The sequence below is a fragment of the Nocardia cerradoensis NBRC 101014 genome, assembly GCF_000308535.1.
Lineage (GTDB): Bacteria > Actinomycetota > Actinomycetes > Mycobacteriales > Mycobacteriaceae > Nocardia > Nocardia cerradoensis.
The window spans coordinates 54,024-70,393 of sequence record NZ_BAFW01000005.1 but is presented as its reverse complement, the minus strand read 5'-3'; the positions used below and the strand labels follow the sequence as shown (position 1 = coordinate 70,393).

The following is a 16,370-nucleotide window of genomic DNA, read 5'->3' as shown; positions in this document are numbered from 1 at the left end:
CGCCGCCGGTCGCCCACCGGCCGCGGGGAGGGTGAACACATCGTGCAAACCTCGACGAGATTGCGAGAAAACTCGTTTTCGCGCCGAGGTTTGCACGATCAGTTCAGCACCGTCACAGTTCGGGCTTCACCATCCGAGTGACCTGCTTGCGCAGGAAGTTCGGGGCGAAACGCCGTGCCAGCCACAGCGGCTTGGCCGGTCCGGGGAAGATGAACAGCGGCGCCTTCGGGTCGGCGACGGCGCGTTCGGCGGCATCGAGCACCCGGTCCGGCGTGATGCCCTTCTGACCTGCGACCACCGCCTCGTTGGCGGCCCGAATGCCGTCCAGCAGCGGGGTTTCCACGATCGGCGGGCAGATCGAGATCACGCGTACCCCGGTCCCGTTCAGCTCCTGCGCCAGGGCTTCGTGATAGCAGACGACGGCGAATTTGGAGGCCGAGTAGGCCGCCAGGCCGGGCGAGGGCAGCCAGCCCGCCACCGAGGCGAACAGCACCAGGGTCCCGCGACCGGCCTCCTTCATTTCCGGCACGACGGCCTGGCAGATGTTGATCGTGCCGCCGTAGTTGATGTCCATCACCCGGCGCATATCCGAAACATCGTGCGTCAGCGCCGAACCCACTCGGCACAGCGCGGCCGCGTGCACGACGTGCTCGATCGGGCCGAGGTCGGAGCGAACCTTGTCGACCACTGCCCGCACCGCCTGCTCGTCGGCGACATCGCAGGTGTAGGTGCTCATATTCGGTGAGCGCCGGGCCGTCTCGGCCAGGCCGGTCTCGTTGATGTCGAGTGCGGCCACCCGATAGCCCCCGGCCGCCAGCCGCTGGGCCGCCATGCGCCCCATGCCACTGGCCGCACCGGTCACCACTGCCGTCTTGCTCATCGAACCTCCACCGCGTCTTCGAACGTCATGCGCAGCAGACCGATCCGGCTGCTGAAGAGTGCGCGCTTGGGCAACCCCAGCGCGCGCATCTGTTCGGCGACGGGGTGATCACCGAGCTCGATTGTGGTGCCGCCCAAGCCCATTCGCACCTGCGACGGGTTCATCACCCATGGCGTGCGGCGCAGGATGCCGTCCATATGGGTGTAGGCCGCGATCGACGCGCCGCCCATTCCGCCCGGCGACGGCACACCGCCACCGACCTCCATCGCCACCACCAGGCGATCGTCGATGCGGACCTCGCAGCGCTTGCCGCGACGCACCGGCGTGATCCGGATATCGGCGATCTCCTTGGGAAAGCCCCAGATTTCGCGGCCGGCGGCGCAGGTGAAGGTCTGGTTCACCGGCAGCCACGGAATGTAGACACCGAGGTCCCGATCCCGCCCGCGCACCATGAGCGTGAGGCCGAATTCGTGATAGGGCCCCAGGTCGCCGTCCACGTAGCGCACGAAGACGAGCGAGCACACCCCGCGTCCGGCGACCGTGAGTGGCTCGAGTCCGGTCGGCGCCACGATCTCCCGGGCCGCTGCCGCGTCGACGAGAAAGGTCGCCGCACAGGCGTCGGCGTCGCGGATCTCGACCGGCATCCTGACTTTTTCACCGAGTACGGAATGCACCGCTGTCATCCTCCAAGTAGAACACGTTACAGTCTGATTCGGCAGGCCCTCCGGACGGGGAAATCCCATTCACCGGGATCGCCCGGACACGGCTGCGCCGGACGCCGCGTAGAGCGACGTCCGGCGAGGGACCGTGCGAGGTTCAGGAGCCGACGGTGTAGGTCGGCGGGTGGGATTCGGCGTGGCCTTTCGCCCACCGGTAGTCCGGTTTGCCGCTGGGCGTGCGCCCGACCGCGTCGACCACCCAGATGCTGCGCGGCAGTTTGTATCCGGCGAGGTGTTTGCGGACATGCGCCTCGAGGTCGGCGAAATCCAGCGGATCGGCGCCGGCGACCGACACCACCGCCGCGACCTGATGGCCCCAGCGTTCGTGCGGCACCCCGATGACCACCACGTCGTAGACGCCCTCGTGGGCCTTGACGACGGCCTCCACCTCTTCGACGAACACCTTCTCGCCGCCGGTGTTGATCACCATGTTGCCGCGCCCGATCAGCGTGATGGTGCCGTCGGCCTCCACCCGCGCGCGGTCGTCGGTGATGACCATGCGGACGCCGTCGACGGTCTTGAACAACTTGTCGGACTTGGTCTGGTCCTTGTAGTAGCCGAGCGGGACCGCCCCCTTCTTGGCCATCCAGCCCTCTTCGCCGGGCGCCACCTCCCGGCCCTCCTCGTTCACCACGACCGCGCCGCGCCCGGTCTGCACGCGCGGCCCGCGGGACGGGTCGTCGTCCTTCTGCGCCACGCCGATACCGCCGAATCCGGTCTCGGAGGATCCGATCGAATCGGTGATCACCGCATGCGGGAACAGCTCCAGCATCTCGTTCTTCACCGGTTGCGACAGCAGCGCCGCGCCGGAGGCCAGGGCGACCATCGAGGCGGCGTCCACCGGCGACTGCCGATAGGAGTTGAGCAGCGGCCGCGCCATGGCGTCACCGGTGATGACCACGATGTTGGCGCGCCGGGTCGCCACCACCTGCCAGACCCGATCGGCATCGAAGCGGGGTTCGTAGACGACGGTATTGCCCGACCACAGGGCCGTGAACGTGGGCATCAGCGCCGCGGCGTGGATCAGCGGCGGCAGGATCAGCCAGCGCAGCGGGTCGTTCTGCGAGCCGACCCGGGACTGTTCGAACTCGTCGGCCACCGGCACATTGGTGTAGAAGTCGATGCCGCCGCCGAGCACCCGCCACATGTCCTCCTGGCGCCACATCACGCCCTTGGGCATGCCGGTGGTGCCGCCGGTGTACATCATGAACAGGTCGTCGGCGCTGCGCTCAGCGAAATCGCGTGCGCTGGAGCTGTTCTCGAAAGCCTCGGCGTACGGAGTGGATTCACTGGGGAGGCCGTCACCGCCCTGGTCGTCGTCGACGACGAAGGCGTGGCGCAGCGTGGTCACCTGCGGACGCACCTGATCCACGACCTGCGCGTAGCAGCGGTGGTGCACCACCGCCTCGAGATCGGCGTTGTCGTAGACGTAGCGCAGTTCGTCCGCGCCGTAGCGGTAGTTGATGTTGATCGGGACCGCCCGGATCTTGAAGGCGGCGATCAGGGTTTCCATCGTCTCGATGCTGTTGTGCATCTGGAAGCCGATGTGGCTGCCCTCCCCGAGCCCCACCGCGGCCAGGTGGTGGGCGAGCTGGTTGGCGCGGCGTTCCAGCTCCTGATAGGTGACCTGGCGCTCGCCCTGAATCAGCGCCACCCGATCCGGCATGGCGTCCACGGCGTGCTCGAACAGGTCGGCGAAATTGTTCGGCATATCTGAGATCTCTCGTCGGTTGCGGCGGTTCGGGATACTGAGGGCGGTCAGACGACCGTCAGCGGCAGCGACTGCCGGGGGCTGAAGTGGAAGTCCGCCCCGGTGCTGAACCGAGTGATCGCCACCTCCGGCGCTTCCCGGAAAGGTGTTGCGGCGGCGGTGATCTCGACGACCAGTTCGCGCTCGTCACCCTCGCGGGCATGCACGTCGAACCGCGGGTTCACTCCGCGCACCATGGCGGCCAGCGGCTCCAGATGTTCGGCGTCGACCGCGGCCGGCCAGCCGCCGTCGCGCACGCCCGGGCTGTCGCGCGCGATGCGCAGGATCGCCGAATCGTGATAGGCGTCGACCTGCATGTCGACGTAGGGCAGCGGATTCCACGCCGGATGCAGCCGCAGGACCTGAGCGAGATCTTCGAAGCCGGTACCGAGTCCCAGTACCGCGCGCAGCCGTTCGGAGGTGAGCCCGGCGATCCCGGTGAACTGTTTGCGCGCGATCGCGGCGGTGGTCTGCGCATCCGCCCGTTCGCCGACCGCGATCAGGAATCCGAGGTTCAGCAGATGCTGCTGCAGGCACACCTCGTCGGCCATCCGGACCAGCGCCGAATGCGAGAAACTCGCGAAGTCGATATCGCTCAGCAGCGGCCCGCGGTAGTCCGACCGGCCCGGGCCTCCGGCTTCGATCGGCGCCAATTCGATGTCCACAGCGGCGAATTCGGCCATGCGCGCCGCATTGCGCGGAAGCGCGGGCGGTTCGTTGGCGGGATCGATGCGAACCGTCCACGCGCACACCGGTACTCGATCGGCCGGTTGCCGGGGCGGCCGGTGGATCGGGCGCACCTGCGCGTGCGGATTGGTGGCCAGCGCGGTCGCGTCGAAGGTGGGGTCCTCGATGGTGTGGCACATCGCCACCACGTAGTCCTCACCCATCGGCTCGACGTCGGCGAGCGCACCGCAGTGGTCGAGCCAGAATTCACCGTTGTGGTCGTCGTCGACCCGGAACCGGAAGTCCATGAACTGCGGCGGCGCGCCGATATCCAGTTGCAGCCCTTTGAATATGGTGACGACGCCGTCGCCGGGGATGTCGAGGGCCGCGCGCATCCGGCGGGTGTAGATCGGGCTGGCCACCTGCCATTCCTCGATCGCCACCTCGGCCATCCCGTCGCGCCCGAAGGCGCCGATCGAATGCGCCATCCCCGAGCGATCGATGAGATGCCCGCACAGCAGCAGTTCGGGCACCAGGGCCGCCAGCTGCTCCCGGCTCAGTGCGGCGAAGCGACTCGCGCTCACGGAGCTCACCACAGCGGGACCGGCGACTCGCCGATCTTGTACCAGCCCGGCAGCGGTCCGGCACCCGAGCGCTCGATCCGCTTCTGCATGCCCTCGGAGAGCGCGTTCGCGGTGATCATCTCCACGAACAGCGCGGAGACGTTGCCGAAGTCGAAAAAGTCACGCTGCCAGGACCATTGGAAGTTGCCGCCGTAGCGGAACCAGCTGCCGCCGATGCCCTCCGGGCTGTAGTGGCGGCCGTCGGGGCGGGTGTTCTCGTTGACCTGTTTCCACAGTCCGATCACGGTGCCGCTGCGTTCGTCGACGACGAATTCCTGGTACGGGTAGGTCCAGCCCTCGAGGCCGTCCATCTCCTGCCCCAGCGCGAGTTCGCGGATCTCCTCGCGGCCCACCGCCATGAACTCCTGGGTCGGGCCGTAGTTCCAGCCGTAGGTGGCGTCCTCGGTGTACATGTCGGCCAGCGGCCGCCAGTCGCCCGCCGCCTCACAGCGTTCGTTCTCGACCACCCAGCGGCGGACCATCTCGTCGAGTTCGTCCCGGGAAAAACCGGACATCGCAGCTTCCTTCACATTCTGTGTCGAGGGCCGGCGCCGATCTCCGGCGTGGCCTGATCCGGGCGGTCACCGAGCTGCGGCGACCGCGAACGTCGTGGTCCGTCAGCCCGTTTTCGAGAACGAGTTCAGGCCGGGATATCCCCCGCGGACAGGCGCGAAAGACACATCGCTGGACATGTGTCTGGACGGTACCACCGCAAGCGGGGGCCGACAATGGATCGACCATTTTTGCCACCGCGAAGCGGTCGTTCGACCAGGGTTCCGCGAGCCGTCCACGCCGTGGTCGGCGCCAATTCCGCCCCTTCGGCACAGCCGCGGAATTGAAACAAGTTCTTGCGCCAAGATCAGAGTCGAACCTATAGTTCCGTACACGTGTCCAGACAGCTCCGAAAGGTACCCATGAGCGGGTCCACGAACGACAGCACCAGCGCCGCGGGCTTCATCGGCCTCGGCAACATGGGTGCGCCGATGGCCGAGCGGCTGCTGAACCGCCCCGGCGGCCTCATCGTCTGCGACACCCGGGCGGAGGCCGTGCAGCCGTTCGTCGACGGCGGCGCCGAACCGGCGAAGACGGCGGCCGAGGTCGCCGAGCGCGCCGAGGTCATCTCGGTGGTCGTCCTGAATGACGCGCAGGTCAGATCCGTGGTGACCGGTCCGGACGGACTGCTGAGCACCGCGCGCCCCGGCACGGTGATCGCCGTGCACTCGACCATCAGCGACCGGACCGCCGTCGAACTCGCCGGCCTCTGCGCCGAACACGAGGTGGACTTCGTCGACGCCCCGGTCAGCGGCGGCGGCGCGGGAGCGAAGAAGGGATCGCTCGCGGTCATGGTGGGCGGCAGCGCCGCCGCGTTCGAGAAGGTGCGCGAACCGTTCGGCTACTGGGCCGAACTGGTGGTGCACGCGGGCGAGGTCGGCGCCGGCACCCGGATGAAACTGGCCCGCAACCTGCTGCATTTCGTCTCGTTCACGGCCACCGCGGAAGCCCAGCGACTGGCCGAGGCGGCCGGGCTGAACATCGTCGACCTGGGCAAGGTGGTCCGGCATTCGGATGCCATCACCGGCGGCGCGGGCGCGATCATGCTGCGCGACACCACCGCGCCGATCGCCGCGGACGACTTCTGGCATTCGATCTTCACCCACACGCGCGACCTCGGCGAGAAGGATCTGTCCCTGGCCCTGGCCCTGGGCGAGCGGCTCGGCGTCGAATTGCCTTTCGCCCGAATGGCTTTGAGCGGACTCGGCGACGGCCTCGGCGTCGGGCCCGGCGATGTCTCCCGGGCCGCGCGCACCGACACTTCCGAGGAGAGCAATGAGCGCTGACACCGACGGCCTCACCCCCGAGCAGCGTCGCGCGCGCGGGGTGGCCAAGATGGGCGAGGTCTACGGCTGGGAGATGTCCGACGGGCCCGGCGCGCATTTCGCCGTGACGGCGGACCATCTGTTCGCCGATATCTGGAGCCGCCCGGAACTGTCCGTGCGTGATCGCCGCCTGCTGCTGCTCGGCGCGCTGACCGCGCAGGGACATCTGGACGTCACCGAGATCCAGGTCAGCGCGGCCCTGCGCAACGGTGAACTGACCGAGGAACAGCTGCGCGAGATCGCGATCTTCCTGTGCCACTACACCGGCTGGGCCGCCGGGACGAAACTCGACAGCGTCGTCGGCAAAGTCGTGGCCAACCAGAAAAAAGCCGCCGAGAAGTGAGGAACGAACCCACCATGTCCGACACCCTGGGTGTGCGACCACAGCCCGCCGCCGATATCACCGACTGGGACTACGAGGCCGATGTGGTCATCGCGGGGTACGGCATCGCCGGCGTCGCCGCGGCGATCGAGGCCGCCCGGGCCGGTGCCGACGTGCTGGTGCTCGAGCGCACCGGCGGCTGGGGCGGCGCGGCCTCCCTGTCGGGCGGATTCATCTATCTGGGTGGCGGCACGCCGCTGCAGAAGGCGCTCGGTTTCGACGACACCCCGGAGAACATGGAGAAGTTCATGCTGGCCGCCCTCGGCCCCGGCGTGGACGAGGCCAAGATCCACGACTACTGCCAGGGCAGCGTGGAGCACTTCAACTGGCTTGTCGCCCAGGGTGTTCCGTTCAAGGAGGAATTCTGGGGCGAGCCGGGCTGGGAACCCCCGCACGACGAGGGCCTGATGTATTCCGGCGGTGAGAACGCCGCACCGTTCAAGGACATCGCCACCCCGGCCCCGCGCGGCCATCTGCCGCAGATGCAGAACAAGCGCATCGGCGAGCAGGGCGGCGGTTACATGCTGATGAAGCCGCTCACCGACACCGCCGAATCCCTCGGTGTGCGAGCCGAATACGACATCCGGATCCAGCGGCTCGTGGTCGCGGACGACAATCGCGTCGTCGGGGTGGTGGCCAAGCGCTACGGCAAGGAGATCACCGTGCGCGCCCGTCGCGGCGTGGTGCTGGCCACCGGCAGCTTCGCCTACGAGCAGCGGATGATCGAGGGCTACGCGCCGCGACTCATCGGCCGGCCCGCCGCCGCGATCGAGGAGCACGACGGCATCGGCATCCGGGTCGCCCAGGCACTCGGCGCCGAACTGGCGCATATGGACGCCACCGAGGTCGCCTTCTTCGGTGATCCGCAGATGATGGTGCGCGGCATCCTGGTCAACGGCCGGGGACAGCGCTACATCGCCGAGGACACCTATCCGGGCCGGATCGGCCAGGCCACGCTGATCCAGCAGGACAACCAGGCCTACCTGATCATCGACGAGGCCGCGCTCGAGGAAGCGCTGAAGACCGAGACCAGCAGCCCGTTCTTCCGCCAGCCCCCCACCTGGGCGGCGGAGACCATCGAGGAACTCGAAAGCGATATGGGCCTGCCCGCGGGTTCGCTGCAGGCCACCGTCGAGGTCTACAACCGGCACGCCGAATCCGGCGCCGATCCGCTGCTCGGTAAGAAGCCGGAGTGGGTGAAGCCAATCGGCACGCCGGTGGCCGGATTCGATATGCGCAACTTCACCGCCGGATTCACCCTCGGCGGTCTGCGCACCGATCTGGATTCCCGGGTCATCCACGTCACGGGCGAGCCGATCCCCGGCCTGTACGCCGCGGGCCGCTGCACCTCCGGCGTCTGCGCGGGCGGCTATGCCAGCGGCACCTCCCTCGGCGACGGCAGCTTCTACGGCCGCCGCGCGGGCCGCGCCGCCGCCAACGACGGTCCGGCATCGAGCTGATGCCCGACCGAACCGAAAGGAACACCATGCGTTTCGGCATCGTCCTGTTCACCAGCGACCGGGGCATCCGGCCGGCGGTCGCGGCCAAGGCCGCCGAGGAGCGCGGCTTCGAGTCGTTCTTCGTGCCCGAGCACACCCACATCCCGATCAAACGGGAGGCGGCGCATCCGCTGACCGGCGACGAGAGCCTGCCCGACGACCGGTACATGCGCACCCTCGATCCGTGGGTGGCGCTGGCCACCGCGGCGGCGGTCACCGAACGCATCGAATTGTCCACGGCGGTGGCGCTTCCCACCGAACACGACCCCATCACGCTGGCCAAGACGATCGCCACCCTGGACCATCTGTCCGGCGGCCGGGTCAGTGTCGGCGCCGGATTCGGCTGGAACACCGACGAACTCGCCGACCACGGCGTGCCGGGCAACAAGCGCCGCACGGTGCTGCGCGAATACCTCGAGGCCATGCGAGCGCTGTGGACCGAGGAGGAGGCGAGCTACGACGGCGACTTCGTGAAGTTCGGTCCCAGCTGGGCGTGGCCGAAGCCGGTGCAGGCCGAGGTGCCGGTGCTGATCGGCACCGCGGGTACCGAACAGGGTTTCCGCTGGATCGCACGGTCGGCCGACGGCTGGATCACGACTCCGTACGAGACCCACACGCTGCTGGAACGCCTGCAACTGCTGACCAAGGTGTGGCAGGAGGCCGGGCGCGAGGACACCCCGCGGGTGGTCGCACTCGACGGCAAGCCCGACACGCAGCGGCTCACCGAATGGAGCGCCGCCGGAGTGACCGACGTACTGTACGGACTGCCGGACAAGTCCGAAGCCGAGGTGCTGGCCTATCTCGACCGCCTGGCCGGCAAGCTCGCGCCCCTGCGCGCGAGCGCCTGAGACACCACGGCGCGCGAGCGCCTGAACACCCCGGCGCGCGAGCGCCTGAACCACTACGCGACCTGGCGCCCGAACAGGAAGTGAGCCGAAGACGTGCGTATCGCCCTGCTGTCCTACCGCAGCAAGACCCACTGTGGCGGGCAGGGGGTGTATGTCCGGAAGTTGAGTCACGGCCTGGCCGAACTCGGCCACGAGGTCGAGGTCTTCTCCGGTCAGCCGTACCCGGAACTGCTCGATCCCCGAGTGCGGCTGACCGAGGTGCCGAGCCTGGATCTGTACCGCGATTCCGACCCGTTCCGCACGCCGCGGCCCGGGGAGATTCGCGACCGCATCGACCTGCTCGAACTGGGCACGATGTGGACGGCGGGCTTCCCCGAGCCGCGCACGTTCAGCCTGCGCGCGGCCCGGCTGTTGCGTTCGCGCGCAGCGGATTTCGATGTGGTGCACGACAATCAGTGCCTCGGTTCGGGACTGCTCGACATCGCCCGGCGGGTGCCGCTGGTGGCCACGATCCACCATCCGATCACCCGCGACCGGGCCGTCGATCTGGCGGCCGCGCCGTGGCGGCGCAAGGCGTTCGTCCACCGCTGGTACGGATTCCTGGGCATGCAGCAGCGCGTCGCCCGGTTGATTCCGGATCTGATCACCGTCTCCTCGACCTCGGCCGCCGATATCGCCGACGACTTCGGCGTCGACGCCTCCCAGTTGCGGGTGGTCCCGCTCGGCGTCGACACCGAGCTGTTCCGGCCGCGCGAGCGCCGCGTACCCGGCCGGATCGTCGCCGTGGCCAGCGCCGACAAACCGCTCAAGGGCATCTCGCACCTGCTGCAGGCGCTCGCGCGATTGCGGCTCACCCACGACGTCGAATTGCAGTTGGTGGCCAAGCTGGAACCGAACGGCCCCACCGAGAAGCTGATCGCCGAACTGGGCATCTCCGATATCGTCACGGTGTCGAGCGGACTGTCCGACGAGGCGTTGGCCGAACTGCTGGCCTCGGCGCGGATCTCCTGCATTCCGTCCATGTACGAGGGCTTTTCGCTGCCCGCCGTGGAGGCGCTGGCCAGCGGCACGGCCCTGGTCGCCAGCCGGGCCGGCGCGCTGCCGGAGGTGGCGGCCGACTGTGCCGAACTGGTCGAGCCGGGCAATGTGGACGAGTTGACCGGCGTTCTCGGGAAACTGCTCGACAATCCGCGTCGCATCGACGACCTCGGCGCCGCCGGGCGCCACCGCGCACTCACCGTCTTCAGCTGGGAAGCCGTGGCAGCCCAGACCGTTTCGGTGTACGAACGCGCCATCGCCCGCCGCCAGGGCACCGATCTGACCGCCGATACGCAGGAGGCGAACGTATGCTGACCGTCGATTTCGACCGCTTGGGGATCGGGCCGGGCGTCCGGGTCATCGATGTCGGTTGCGGGCAGGGTCGTCATTCCTTCGAGGCGTACCGGCGCGGCGCCGATATCGTCGCCTTCGATCAGAACGCCGACGACCTCGCCGATGTGAAGGTCATGTTCGGTGCGCTGGCCGAGGCCGACGAGGCTCCCGACTACGCGCAGGCCGAGACGGTCCAGGGCGACGCGCTGGCCCTGCCCTTCGAGGACGGCGAATTCGACGTCGTCATCGCCTCGGAGATCCTCGAGCACATCCCGGCCGACGACGGCGCCATCGCGGAGCTGGTGCGTATCCTCAAACCCGGTGGGGCCCTGGCGATCACGGTGCCGCGCTGGCTGCCCGAGCGGATCTGCTGGCTGCTCTCGGACGAATACCACGCCAACGAGGGCGGGCATGTGCGCATCTACCGCGCCGACGAGCTGCGCGGCAAGGTCACCGCCCGCGGCATGCGATTCATCCACAGCGAACACGCGCACGCCCTGCACGCTCCGTACTGGTGGCTGAAATGCCTGGTCGGGGTGGACAAGCCCGACGCGCGGCCGGTGCAGCTGTATCACCGGATGCTGGTGTGGGACATGATGAAACGGCCGTGGCTGACCCGTGTCGCCGAATCGGCCCTGGACCCGGTGATCGGCAAGAGCGTCGCCCTGTACTTCACCAAGCCGGCGGTGTCCGGTGCGCGCCGCTGAGCTGCCCTCGATTCCCGGCGTCCTCACCGCCCGGCAGTGCCTGGCCACCGCGGAATCCATTGCCGGACAACAGCACAGCGACGGCGCGATCCCGTGGTTCCGGGGCGGGCACACCGATCCCTGGGACCATGTCGAGTCGGCGATGGCGCTGACGGTGGCGGGTCTGCACGACGCCGCGCGCGCCGCCTACGCCTGGTCGGCGGACACCCAGCGCGCGGACGGCTCCTGGCCCTCGCAGTTCCGCGGCGACGTCGTCGAAACCGCCGATACCGACACCAATTTCTGCGCCTACATCGCCACCGGTGTCTGGCACTACTACCGCTGCACCGGTGATCGGCGCTTCGTGGACACGATGTGGCCCACCGTGCGCGCGGCCATCGATTACGTCATCTCGATGCAGCAGGGCCGCAACGGCGAGATCTATTGGCTGCAGACCGAACAGGGCATCCTGCCCGAGGCTTTGCTGACCGGCTGCTCGAGTATGTTCCACAGCATCGGCTGCGGGCTGGCGATCGCGGAACTGCTCGGCCTCGCCCAGCCGGAATGGGAGGTCGCGGCCCTGCGCCTCGGCCACGCGCTGCGCCATCATCCGGAATCCTTCGCCGAGAAGGACCGGTATTCGATGGACTGGTACTACCCGGTGCTGGGCGGGGCGCTGCGCGGAGAGGCCGGCCATGCCCGGATCGCCTCGCGCTGGAGCGATTTCGTGGTCGGCGAGATCGGCATTCGCTGCGTCTCCGACCGCCCGTGGGTGACCGGCGCCGAAACCTGCGAACTGGCACTGGCACTGGACACTCTCGGCGATTCCGATCGCGCGCTGCGACTGCTGGCGAGCATCCAGCACCTACGCGAGGACGACGGATCCTATTGGACCGGACTGGTTTTCGCCGACGGTAAGCGCTGGCCCGAGGAGCGCACGACCTGGACCGGGGCAGCGGTGGTGCTGGCCGCCGACGCGCTGACCCGCACCACCGGCGGCAACGGCATCTTCCGCGAGCTGGCGCCCAGTGCGGATATCGCGACCGGCCTCACCTGCGACTGCGTGCGCTCGCCCAGCTGAGCCGGCCGCGACGCGGCCGTATCGCCTCCGCCCCGATCACCTCCGCCGCTATCGCGTCAGCCCTTACCGCCGCACCCGGTGCCGCGCTCGAGCAGCCGCAGCGATCCGATGGCCGCGACCTCGCGGAAATTACCGCTGTCCAACGCCTTTCGATAGATGTGGTACGGGGCCTGCCCGCCGTCGGCCGGATCCGGGAAGACGTCGTGGATGGCCAGCACGCCCCCGGCCGCCACCCAATGCGCCCAGCCGTCGTAATCGCGCTGGGCCGCGGCCTCGGTATGTCCGCCGTCGATGAACAGCAGCCGGATCGGGCTGCGCCAGTGCTTCGCCACGGTTGCCGAAGGGCCCACCACGCCGATCACGGTATCGGTCAATTCCGCCCGCACCATGGTGCGGCGGAACGTGGTCACGGTGTCGAAGCGGCCGGTTTCGGGGTCGACCAGCGAGGTGTCGTGATATTCCCAGCCGGGCTGATGCTCCTCGGATCCGTGATGATGGTCGATGGTGTAGACGGTGGCGCCGGTGTCGCGGGCCGCCGCGCCGAGATATATCGCCGACTTACCGCAGTAGGTGCCGATTTCCACGATTATTCCGTCGCCCGCGTACCGCCGCGCGGCCTCGTAGAGCGCGCGTCCCTCCTCGACCGGCATGAATCCCGTCGCTTGCTCGGCCAGCTCGAACAATCGCCGAGTATCCGCGGAGATATCGGATTCCGCGGGAATTATCGAATCGGCACGAGTCATCAGAAGAACACCTTTCGGAAATCATCTCTCGATACTTTGCGAGCGGATGCGATATTGCGTGATTTGCGACTGCATCCGCTCCGGCAACGGGTATGCGAGTTGCTTTCGAAGCTTCACTACAGTAGCATCCAGACACGTGTCCGATCCCATTTCCACCGAGCCTACACCGGTGAATATGGAGGCAACTCGCCGCCGCCTCACCGAGAAGCAGGCCGATACCGTCGACCGGCTGACCAAGGCCGCGCTGGAGGTGCTGTCGCGCGAAGGCTTCGCCGGCCTCACCGTGCGCATGGTGGCCGCGGCCGCCGGAGTGGGTACGGCCACCGCCTACACCTATTTCTCCTCCAAGGAACACCTGGTCGCGGAGGTCTTCTGGCGGCGACTGGCGGCCGATGCGCCGCCGGAGCCCGAGGCCGGCGCCGACCGGACCACCCGGGTGGTCGCGGTGTTGCGGCAGATCGCCATGCTGGTCGCCGACGAACCCGCACTGGCGGGCGCGGTGACCAGCGCACTACTGGGCACCGACCCCGACGTCGCACATCTGCGCACCCGCATCGGGACCGAGATCCGGCGGCGCCTGCTGGACGCCCTGGGCCCGGATGCCGATCCCGATGTGGTGGAAACGCTGGAATTGCTTTACGCCGGCGCCCTGGTGCGCGCCGGCGTGGGTTACGCCTCGTACGCCGAAATCGCCGATCGGCTGGAAAAATCGGCCCTGCAGGTGCTGCGGGACTGATCGCGTAATTCCCGGCGCATCCCGGAAATTACGGCAATACCGATTCGATGGCGGCGACCACACTCGGATCCTGCGGTTCGGTGCGCGGACGGAAACGGCCGACGACCTTACCGTCACGATCGATGAGGAATTTCTCGAAATTCCACTGAATATCGCCGGCGTCACCTTCGGCATCGGCGGTCTGCACGAGTTCGCGATACAGCGGATGCCGGTCGTCACCGTTGACGTCGACCTTGGCCAGCAGCGGGAAATCCACGCCGTAGGTGGTCGAGCAGAACTGCTGGATCTCCTCCGCGGTGCCCGGCTCCTGCCCCATGAACTGGTTGCACGGCACGCCGACGACACTGAATCCGCGCGAGCCGTAGGCCTGCTGCAGCGCCACCAATCCGGTGTATTGCGGTGTCAGACCGCATTTCGAGGCGACGTTGACCACGAGCAGGGCCTTGTCACCGGCGAGTTCGGCCAGAGTCGCGGGTTCGCCGGCGAGGGTCTGGACGGGAATGTCACGAATATCGGTCACAGTCGAAATGATAGGTGGAATCTCGCCGGGTGCGAGCGCGACTTCCGTCGCCGGACCGTCCTCGGAGGGGTTGCCGAGGGTCGGCACATCCCGCCGCCGCGTCCCGGCACAGGCGAACTAACTGCAACCTGTTCTATAGTGTGACGCGGACAACATCCCTGGTCATAGCCAGGAAGTCGCTCCCGGACCGCGTCCCGCGCATCATTTTTCCCCACCGCGCGTCTTCACCATTATTAGAACTTGTTCTACAGTGAGCTGAGGCACGCTCCCGCGCCGAGCGCTGCCGCGATCAGCCGCTACCACTTCGAAGATGAGGTAACCGAACATGACCGACACCAGCGCAGCCGATTACATCGTCATCGGCGCGGGCAGCTCCGGTGCCACTGTCGCTAGTCGGCTCGCCGAGCAGGGCGCCAGCGTCATCCTGCTCGAGGCCGGCCGCAAGGACAACACCAAGTTGGTCACGGTCCCCGGCATGATCACCACGGTTCACACCGTTCCGCAGCTCAAGCACCAGGTCACCTGGTCGCAGTACTCGATTCCGCAGAAGCACGCCGCGGAGCGCCGGGTGCCGATGACGCGCGGCAAGGTGCTGGGCGGTTCGAGTTCGGTCAACGGCATGCTCTTCGTGCGCGGCAACAAGGCCAACTTCGATTCCTGGGCCGCCGAAGGCTGTGAGGGCTGGAGCTACGACGACGTGCTGCCGGCCTACAAGCGCCTGGAGAACTGGGAGGACGGCGCCAGCGACCTGCGCGGCTCCGGCGGTCCCATCGAGGTGACCCGGCAGAAGGACCTCACCCCGATCGCCAAGGAGTGGATGGAGGCCGCGGCCGAAACCTTCGGCGTCCCGGTCATCGAGGACTACAACGGCGAGTCCCAAGAGGGCATCAGCATCTTCCAGCAGAGCGTCAAGGACGGCCTGCGCTACAGCTCCTCGCGCGGCTTCATCACCAACCGCCCCAACCCGAATCTGAAGGTCGTCACCAAGGCGCACGTGGCGCGCGTGGTGATCGAGAAGGGCCGCGCCATCGGCGTCGAGGTCATCGAGAAGAAGGGCCGCCGGATCATCCGCGCCGAGAAGGAGGTGGTGGTCTCCGGTGGTGTGATGGGTTCCGCGCACATCCTGCTGCTGTCCGGAGTCGGCCCCGCCGGGCACCTGCGCGACCTCGGCATCGAGGTCAACGCGGATCTGCCGGTCGGCCAGAACCTGCACGACCACCTGTTCGTCCCGATGACCTTCATCTCGAAGAAGGCGCTGCACCGCGGCATTCCGTCGCATTTCGCGGCCGGTTTCCTCAAGGAACTGCGCAGCCCCGGCAGCTCCTGGTTCGGGCGCACGGTCTTCGAATCCGTGGGCTTCGTGCGGACCTCGTTCGCCAAGGACATCCCGGATATGCAGATCCACACCCTGCCGTGGAGCTACCCGACGCCCAACCAGGACGAGGACAAGCTGCACATGGTGGACAAGCGGGAAGCGCTGACGATCTTCCCGACCCTGATCTACCCGAAGAGCCGCGGCGAACTGCGCCTGGCCTCCACCGATCCGCTGACCTCGCCGCTGATCGACCCGGGCTACCTCTCGGATCCGGCCGATATGGACTTCCTGGTCGAGGCCATCGGCATGATCCGCGAGGCCGCGGCGAACAAGGCGATCGCGGGCGATATCACCGAGGAGTTCTCCCCCGGCCCCGCCTTCCGGGACGAGACCGCGCTGCGTCGCGAGCTGCCGATGCGGATCCACTCGGTCTACCACCCGGTCGGCACCTGCCGGATGGGCGTGGACGAGCGCGCCGTCGTCGACCCGCAGCTGCGGGTGCGCGGCATCGAGGGCCTGCGTGTGGCCGACGCCTCGATCATGCCGAGCATCACCGGCGGCAATACCAACGCCCCGTGCTACATGATCGGTGAGAAGGCGGCCGAATTCATCACCGCCTCCGCGTAATTCGCCTCGCTCGACCGGCCCCGGTTGTGATCACCGATCACAACCGG

The 16,370-nt window shown here is 67.9% G+C and carries 16 protein-coding genes; 9 read left to right on the top strand and 7 right to left on the bottom strand.

The annotated features are described in order from the left end of the window. Positions 1–112: 112 nt before the first annotated feature. From ON23_RS01515 to ON23_RS01495, 5 genes are all read right to left on the bottom strand, one after another. Positions 113–880 carry an SDR family NAD(P)-dependent oxidoreductase gene (locus ON23_RS01515; RefSeq protein WP_039775537.1) on the bottom strand — a complete coding sequence of 256 codons (768 nt, stop codon included), beginning with the start codon at positions 878–880 and terminating at the stop codon, positions 113–115. Then, the gene (locus ON23_RS01510; protein ID WP_039775535.1) at positions 877–1,563 is read right to left on the bottom strand and encodes an acetoacetate decarboxylase family protein; all 687 of its coding nucleotides are present in this window, start codon (positions 1,561–1,563) and stop codon (positions 877–879) included. Before ON23_RS01510 ends, ON23_RS01515 begins: the two co-directional genes overlap by 4 nt. Positions 1,564–1,696: 133 nt before the next feature. Further along, on the bottom strand, positions 1,697–3,310 hold the full coding sequence (locus ON23_RS01505) for an acyl-CoA synthetase (protein WP_039775533.1): 1,614 nt from the start codon (positions 3,308–3,310) through the stop codon (positions 1,697–1,699). A 47-nt stretch (positions 3,311–3,357) separates the two neighbouring features. Then, positions 3,358–4,611, bottom strand: a complete 1,254-nt coding sequence (locus ON23_RS01500; RefSeq protein WP_039775531.1) for a hypothetical protein — start codon at positions 4,609–4,611, stop codon at positions 3,358–3,360. Then, positions 4,605–5,153, bottom strand: a complete 549-nt coding sequence (locus tag ON23_RS01495) for a nuclear transport factor 2-like protein (protein ID WP_039775529.1) — start codon at positions 5,151–5,153, stop codon at positions 4,605–4,607. Before ON23_RS01495 ends, ON23_RS01500 begins: the two co-directional genes overlap by 7 nt. Positions 5,154–5,552: 399 nt before the next feature. On the opposite strand from ON23_RS01495, the gene ON23_RS01490 reads away from it, so the two are divergent. The 7 genes from ON23_RS01490 to ON23_RS01460 all read left to right on the top strand — a co-directional run bounded on the left by ON23_RS01490 (position 5,553) and on the right by ON23_RS01460 (position 12,382). Next, a complete protein-coding gene (locus ON23_RS01490) occupies positions 5,553–6,476 on the top strand; it encodes an NAD(P)-dependent oxidoreductase (protein WP_051041809.1) in 924 nt (307 codons plus the stop codon). Next, positions 6,466–6,858, top strand: coding sequence for a carboxymuconolactone decarboxylase family protein (locus ON23_RS01485; RefSeq protein WP_039775528.1), 393 nt, complete (start codon positions 6,466–6,468; stop codon positions 6,856–6,858). The genes ON23_RS01490 and ON23_RS01485 overlap by 11 nt, the downstream gene beginning before the upstream one ends. A 14-nt stretch (positions 6,859–6,872) precedes the next feature. Continuing rightward, the gene (locus tag ON23_RS01480) at positions 6,873–8,357 is read left to right on the top strand and encodes an FAD-dependent oxidoreductase (protein ID WP_039775610.1); all 1,485 of its coding nucleotides are present in this window, start codon (positions 6,873–6,875) and stop codon (positions 8,355–8,357) included. Between the two features lie 26 nt (positions 8,358–8,383). Next, on the top strand, positions 8,384–9,244 hold the full coding sequence (locus ON23_RS01475) for an LLM class F420-dependent oxidoreductase (protein WP_039775607.1): 861 nt from the start codon (positions 8,384–8,386) through the stop codon (positions 9,242–9,244). Between the two features lie 93 nt (positions 9,245–9,337). Then, a complete protein-coding gene (locus ON23_RS01470; RefSeq protein ID WP_039775525.1) occupies positions 9,338–10,597 on the top strand; it encodes a glycosyltransferase family 4 protein in 1,260 nt (419 codons plus the stop codon). Beyond that, entirely contained in the window at positions 10,591–11,322 is a 732-nt protein-coding gene (locus ON23_RS01465; protein ID WP_036497318.1) for a class I SAM-dependent methyltransferase, read from the top strand. Before ON23_RS01470 ends, ON23_RS01465 begins: the two co-directional genes overlap by 7 nt. Next, positions 11,309–12,382 carry an alpha-L-rhamnosidase-related protein gene (locus tag ON23_RS01460; protein ID WP_039775523.1) on the top strand — a complete coding sequence of 358 codons (1,074 nt, stop codon included), beginning with the start codon at positions 11,309–11,311 and terminating at the stop codon, positions 12,380–12,382. Before ON23_RS01465 ends, ON23_RS01460 begins: the two co-directional genes overlap by 14 nt. Positions 12,383–12,438: 56 nt before the next feature. On the opposite strand, the gene ON23_RS01455 is transcribed toward ON23_RS01460, so the two are convergent. Beyond that, positions 12,439–13,125 carry a class I SAM-dependent methyltransferase gene (locus ON23_RS01455; RefSeq protein WP_039775521.1) on the bottom strand — a complete coding sequence of 229 codons (687 nt, stop codon included), beginning with the start codon at positions 13,123–13,125 and terminating at the stop codon, positions 12,439–12,441. A gap of 169 nt (positions 13,126–13,294) precedes the next feature. On the opposite strand from ON23_RS01455, the gene ON23_RS01450 reads away from it, so the two are divergent. Further along, on the top strand, positions 13,295–13,861 hold the full coding sequence (locus tag ON23_RS01450) for a TetR/AcrR family transcriptional regulator (RefSeq protein WP_083870533.1): 567 nt from the start codon (positions 13,295–13,297) through the stop codon (positions 13,859–13,861). Positions 13,862–13,889: 28 nt separating this feature from the next. Here the strand turns inward: ON23_RS01450 and ON23_RS01445 are convergent, their stop codons facing one another. Further along, positions 13,890–14,381, bottom strand: a complete 492-nt coding sequence (locus tag ON23_RS01445) for a glutathione peroxidase (protein ID WP_083903626.1) — start codon at positions 14,379–14,381, stop codon at positions 13,890–13,892. A gap of 325 nt (positions 14,382–14,706) precedes the next feature. Between ON23_RS01445 and ON23_RS01440 the strand changes: the two genes are divergently transcribed. Beyond that, on the top strand, positions 14,707–16,323 hold the full coding sequence (locus ON23_RS01440; protein ID WP_039775519.1) for a GMC family oxidoreductase: 1,617 nt from the start codon (positions 14,707–14,709) through the stop codon (positions 16,321–16,323). Positions 16,324–16,370 lie beyond the last annotated feature (47 nt).

What these genes read in the sequence shown, in the direction of transcription:
- ON23_RS01485 (WP_039775528.1), top strand. Translation starts at nt 6,466, where the DNA reads ATGAGCGCTGACACCGACGGCCTCACCCCCGAGCAGCGTCGCGCGCGC.
- ON23_RS01515 (WP_039775537.1), bottom strand. Translation starts at nt 880, where the DNA reads ATGAGCAAGACGGCAGTGGTGACCGGTGCGGCCAGTGGCATGGGGCGC.
- ON23_RS01510 (WP_039775535.1), bottom strand. Translation starts at nt 1,563, where the DNA reads ATGACAGCGGTGCATTCCGTACTCGGTGAAAAAGTCAGGATGCCGGTC.
- ON23_RS01475 (WP_039775607.1), top strand. Translation starts at nt 8,384, where the DNA reads ATGCGTTTCGGCATCGTCCTGTTCACCAGCGACCGGGGCATCCGGCCG.
- ON23_RS01455 (WP_039775521.1), bottom strand. Translation starts at nt 13,125, where the DNA reads ATGACTCGTGCCGATTCGATAATTCCCGCGGAATCCGATATCTCCGCG.
- ON23_RS01480 (WP_039775610.1), top strand. Translation starts at nt 6,873, where the DNA reads ATGTCCGACACCCTGGGTGTGCGACCACAGCCCGCCGCCGATATCACC.
- ON23_RS01490 (WP_051041809.1), top strand. Translation starts at nt 5,553, where the DNA reads ATGAGCGGGTCCACGAACGACAGCACCAGCGCCGCGGGCTTCATCGGC.
- ON23_RS01440 (WP_039775519.1), top strand. Translation starts at nt 14,707, where the DNA reads ATGACCGACACCAGCGCAGCCGATTACATCGTCATCGGCGCGGGCAGC.
- ON23_RS01465 (WP_036497318.1), top strand. Translation starts at nt 10,591, where the DNA reads ATGCTGACCGTCGATTTCGACCGCTTGGGGATCGGGCCGGGCGTCCGG.
- ON23_RS01495 (WP_039775529.1), bottom strand. Translation starts at nt 5,153, where the DNA reads ATGTCCGGTTTTTCCCGGGACGAACTCGACGAGATGGTCCGCCGCTGG.
- ON23_RS01505 (WP_039775533.1), bottom strand. Translation starts at nt 3,310, where the DNA reads ATGCCGAACAATTTCGCCGACCTGTTCGAGCACGCCGTGGACGCCATG.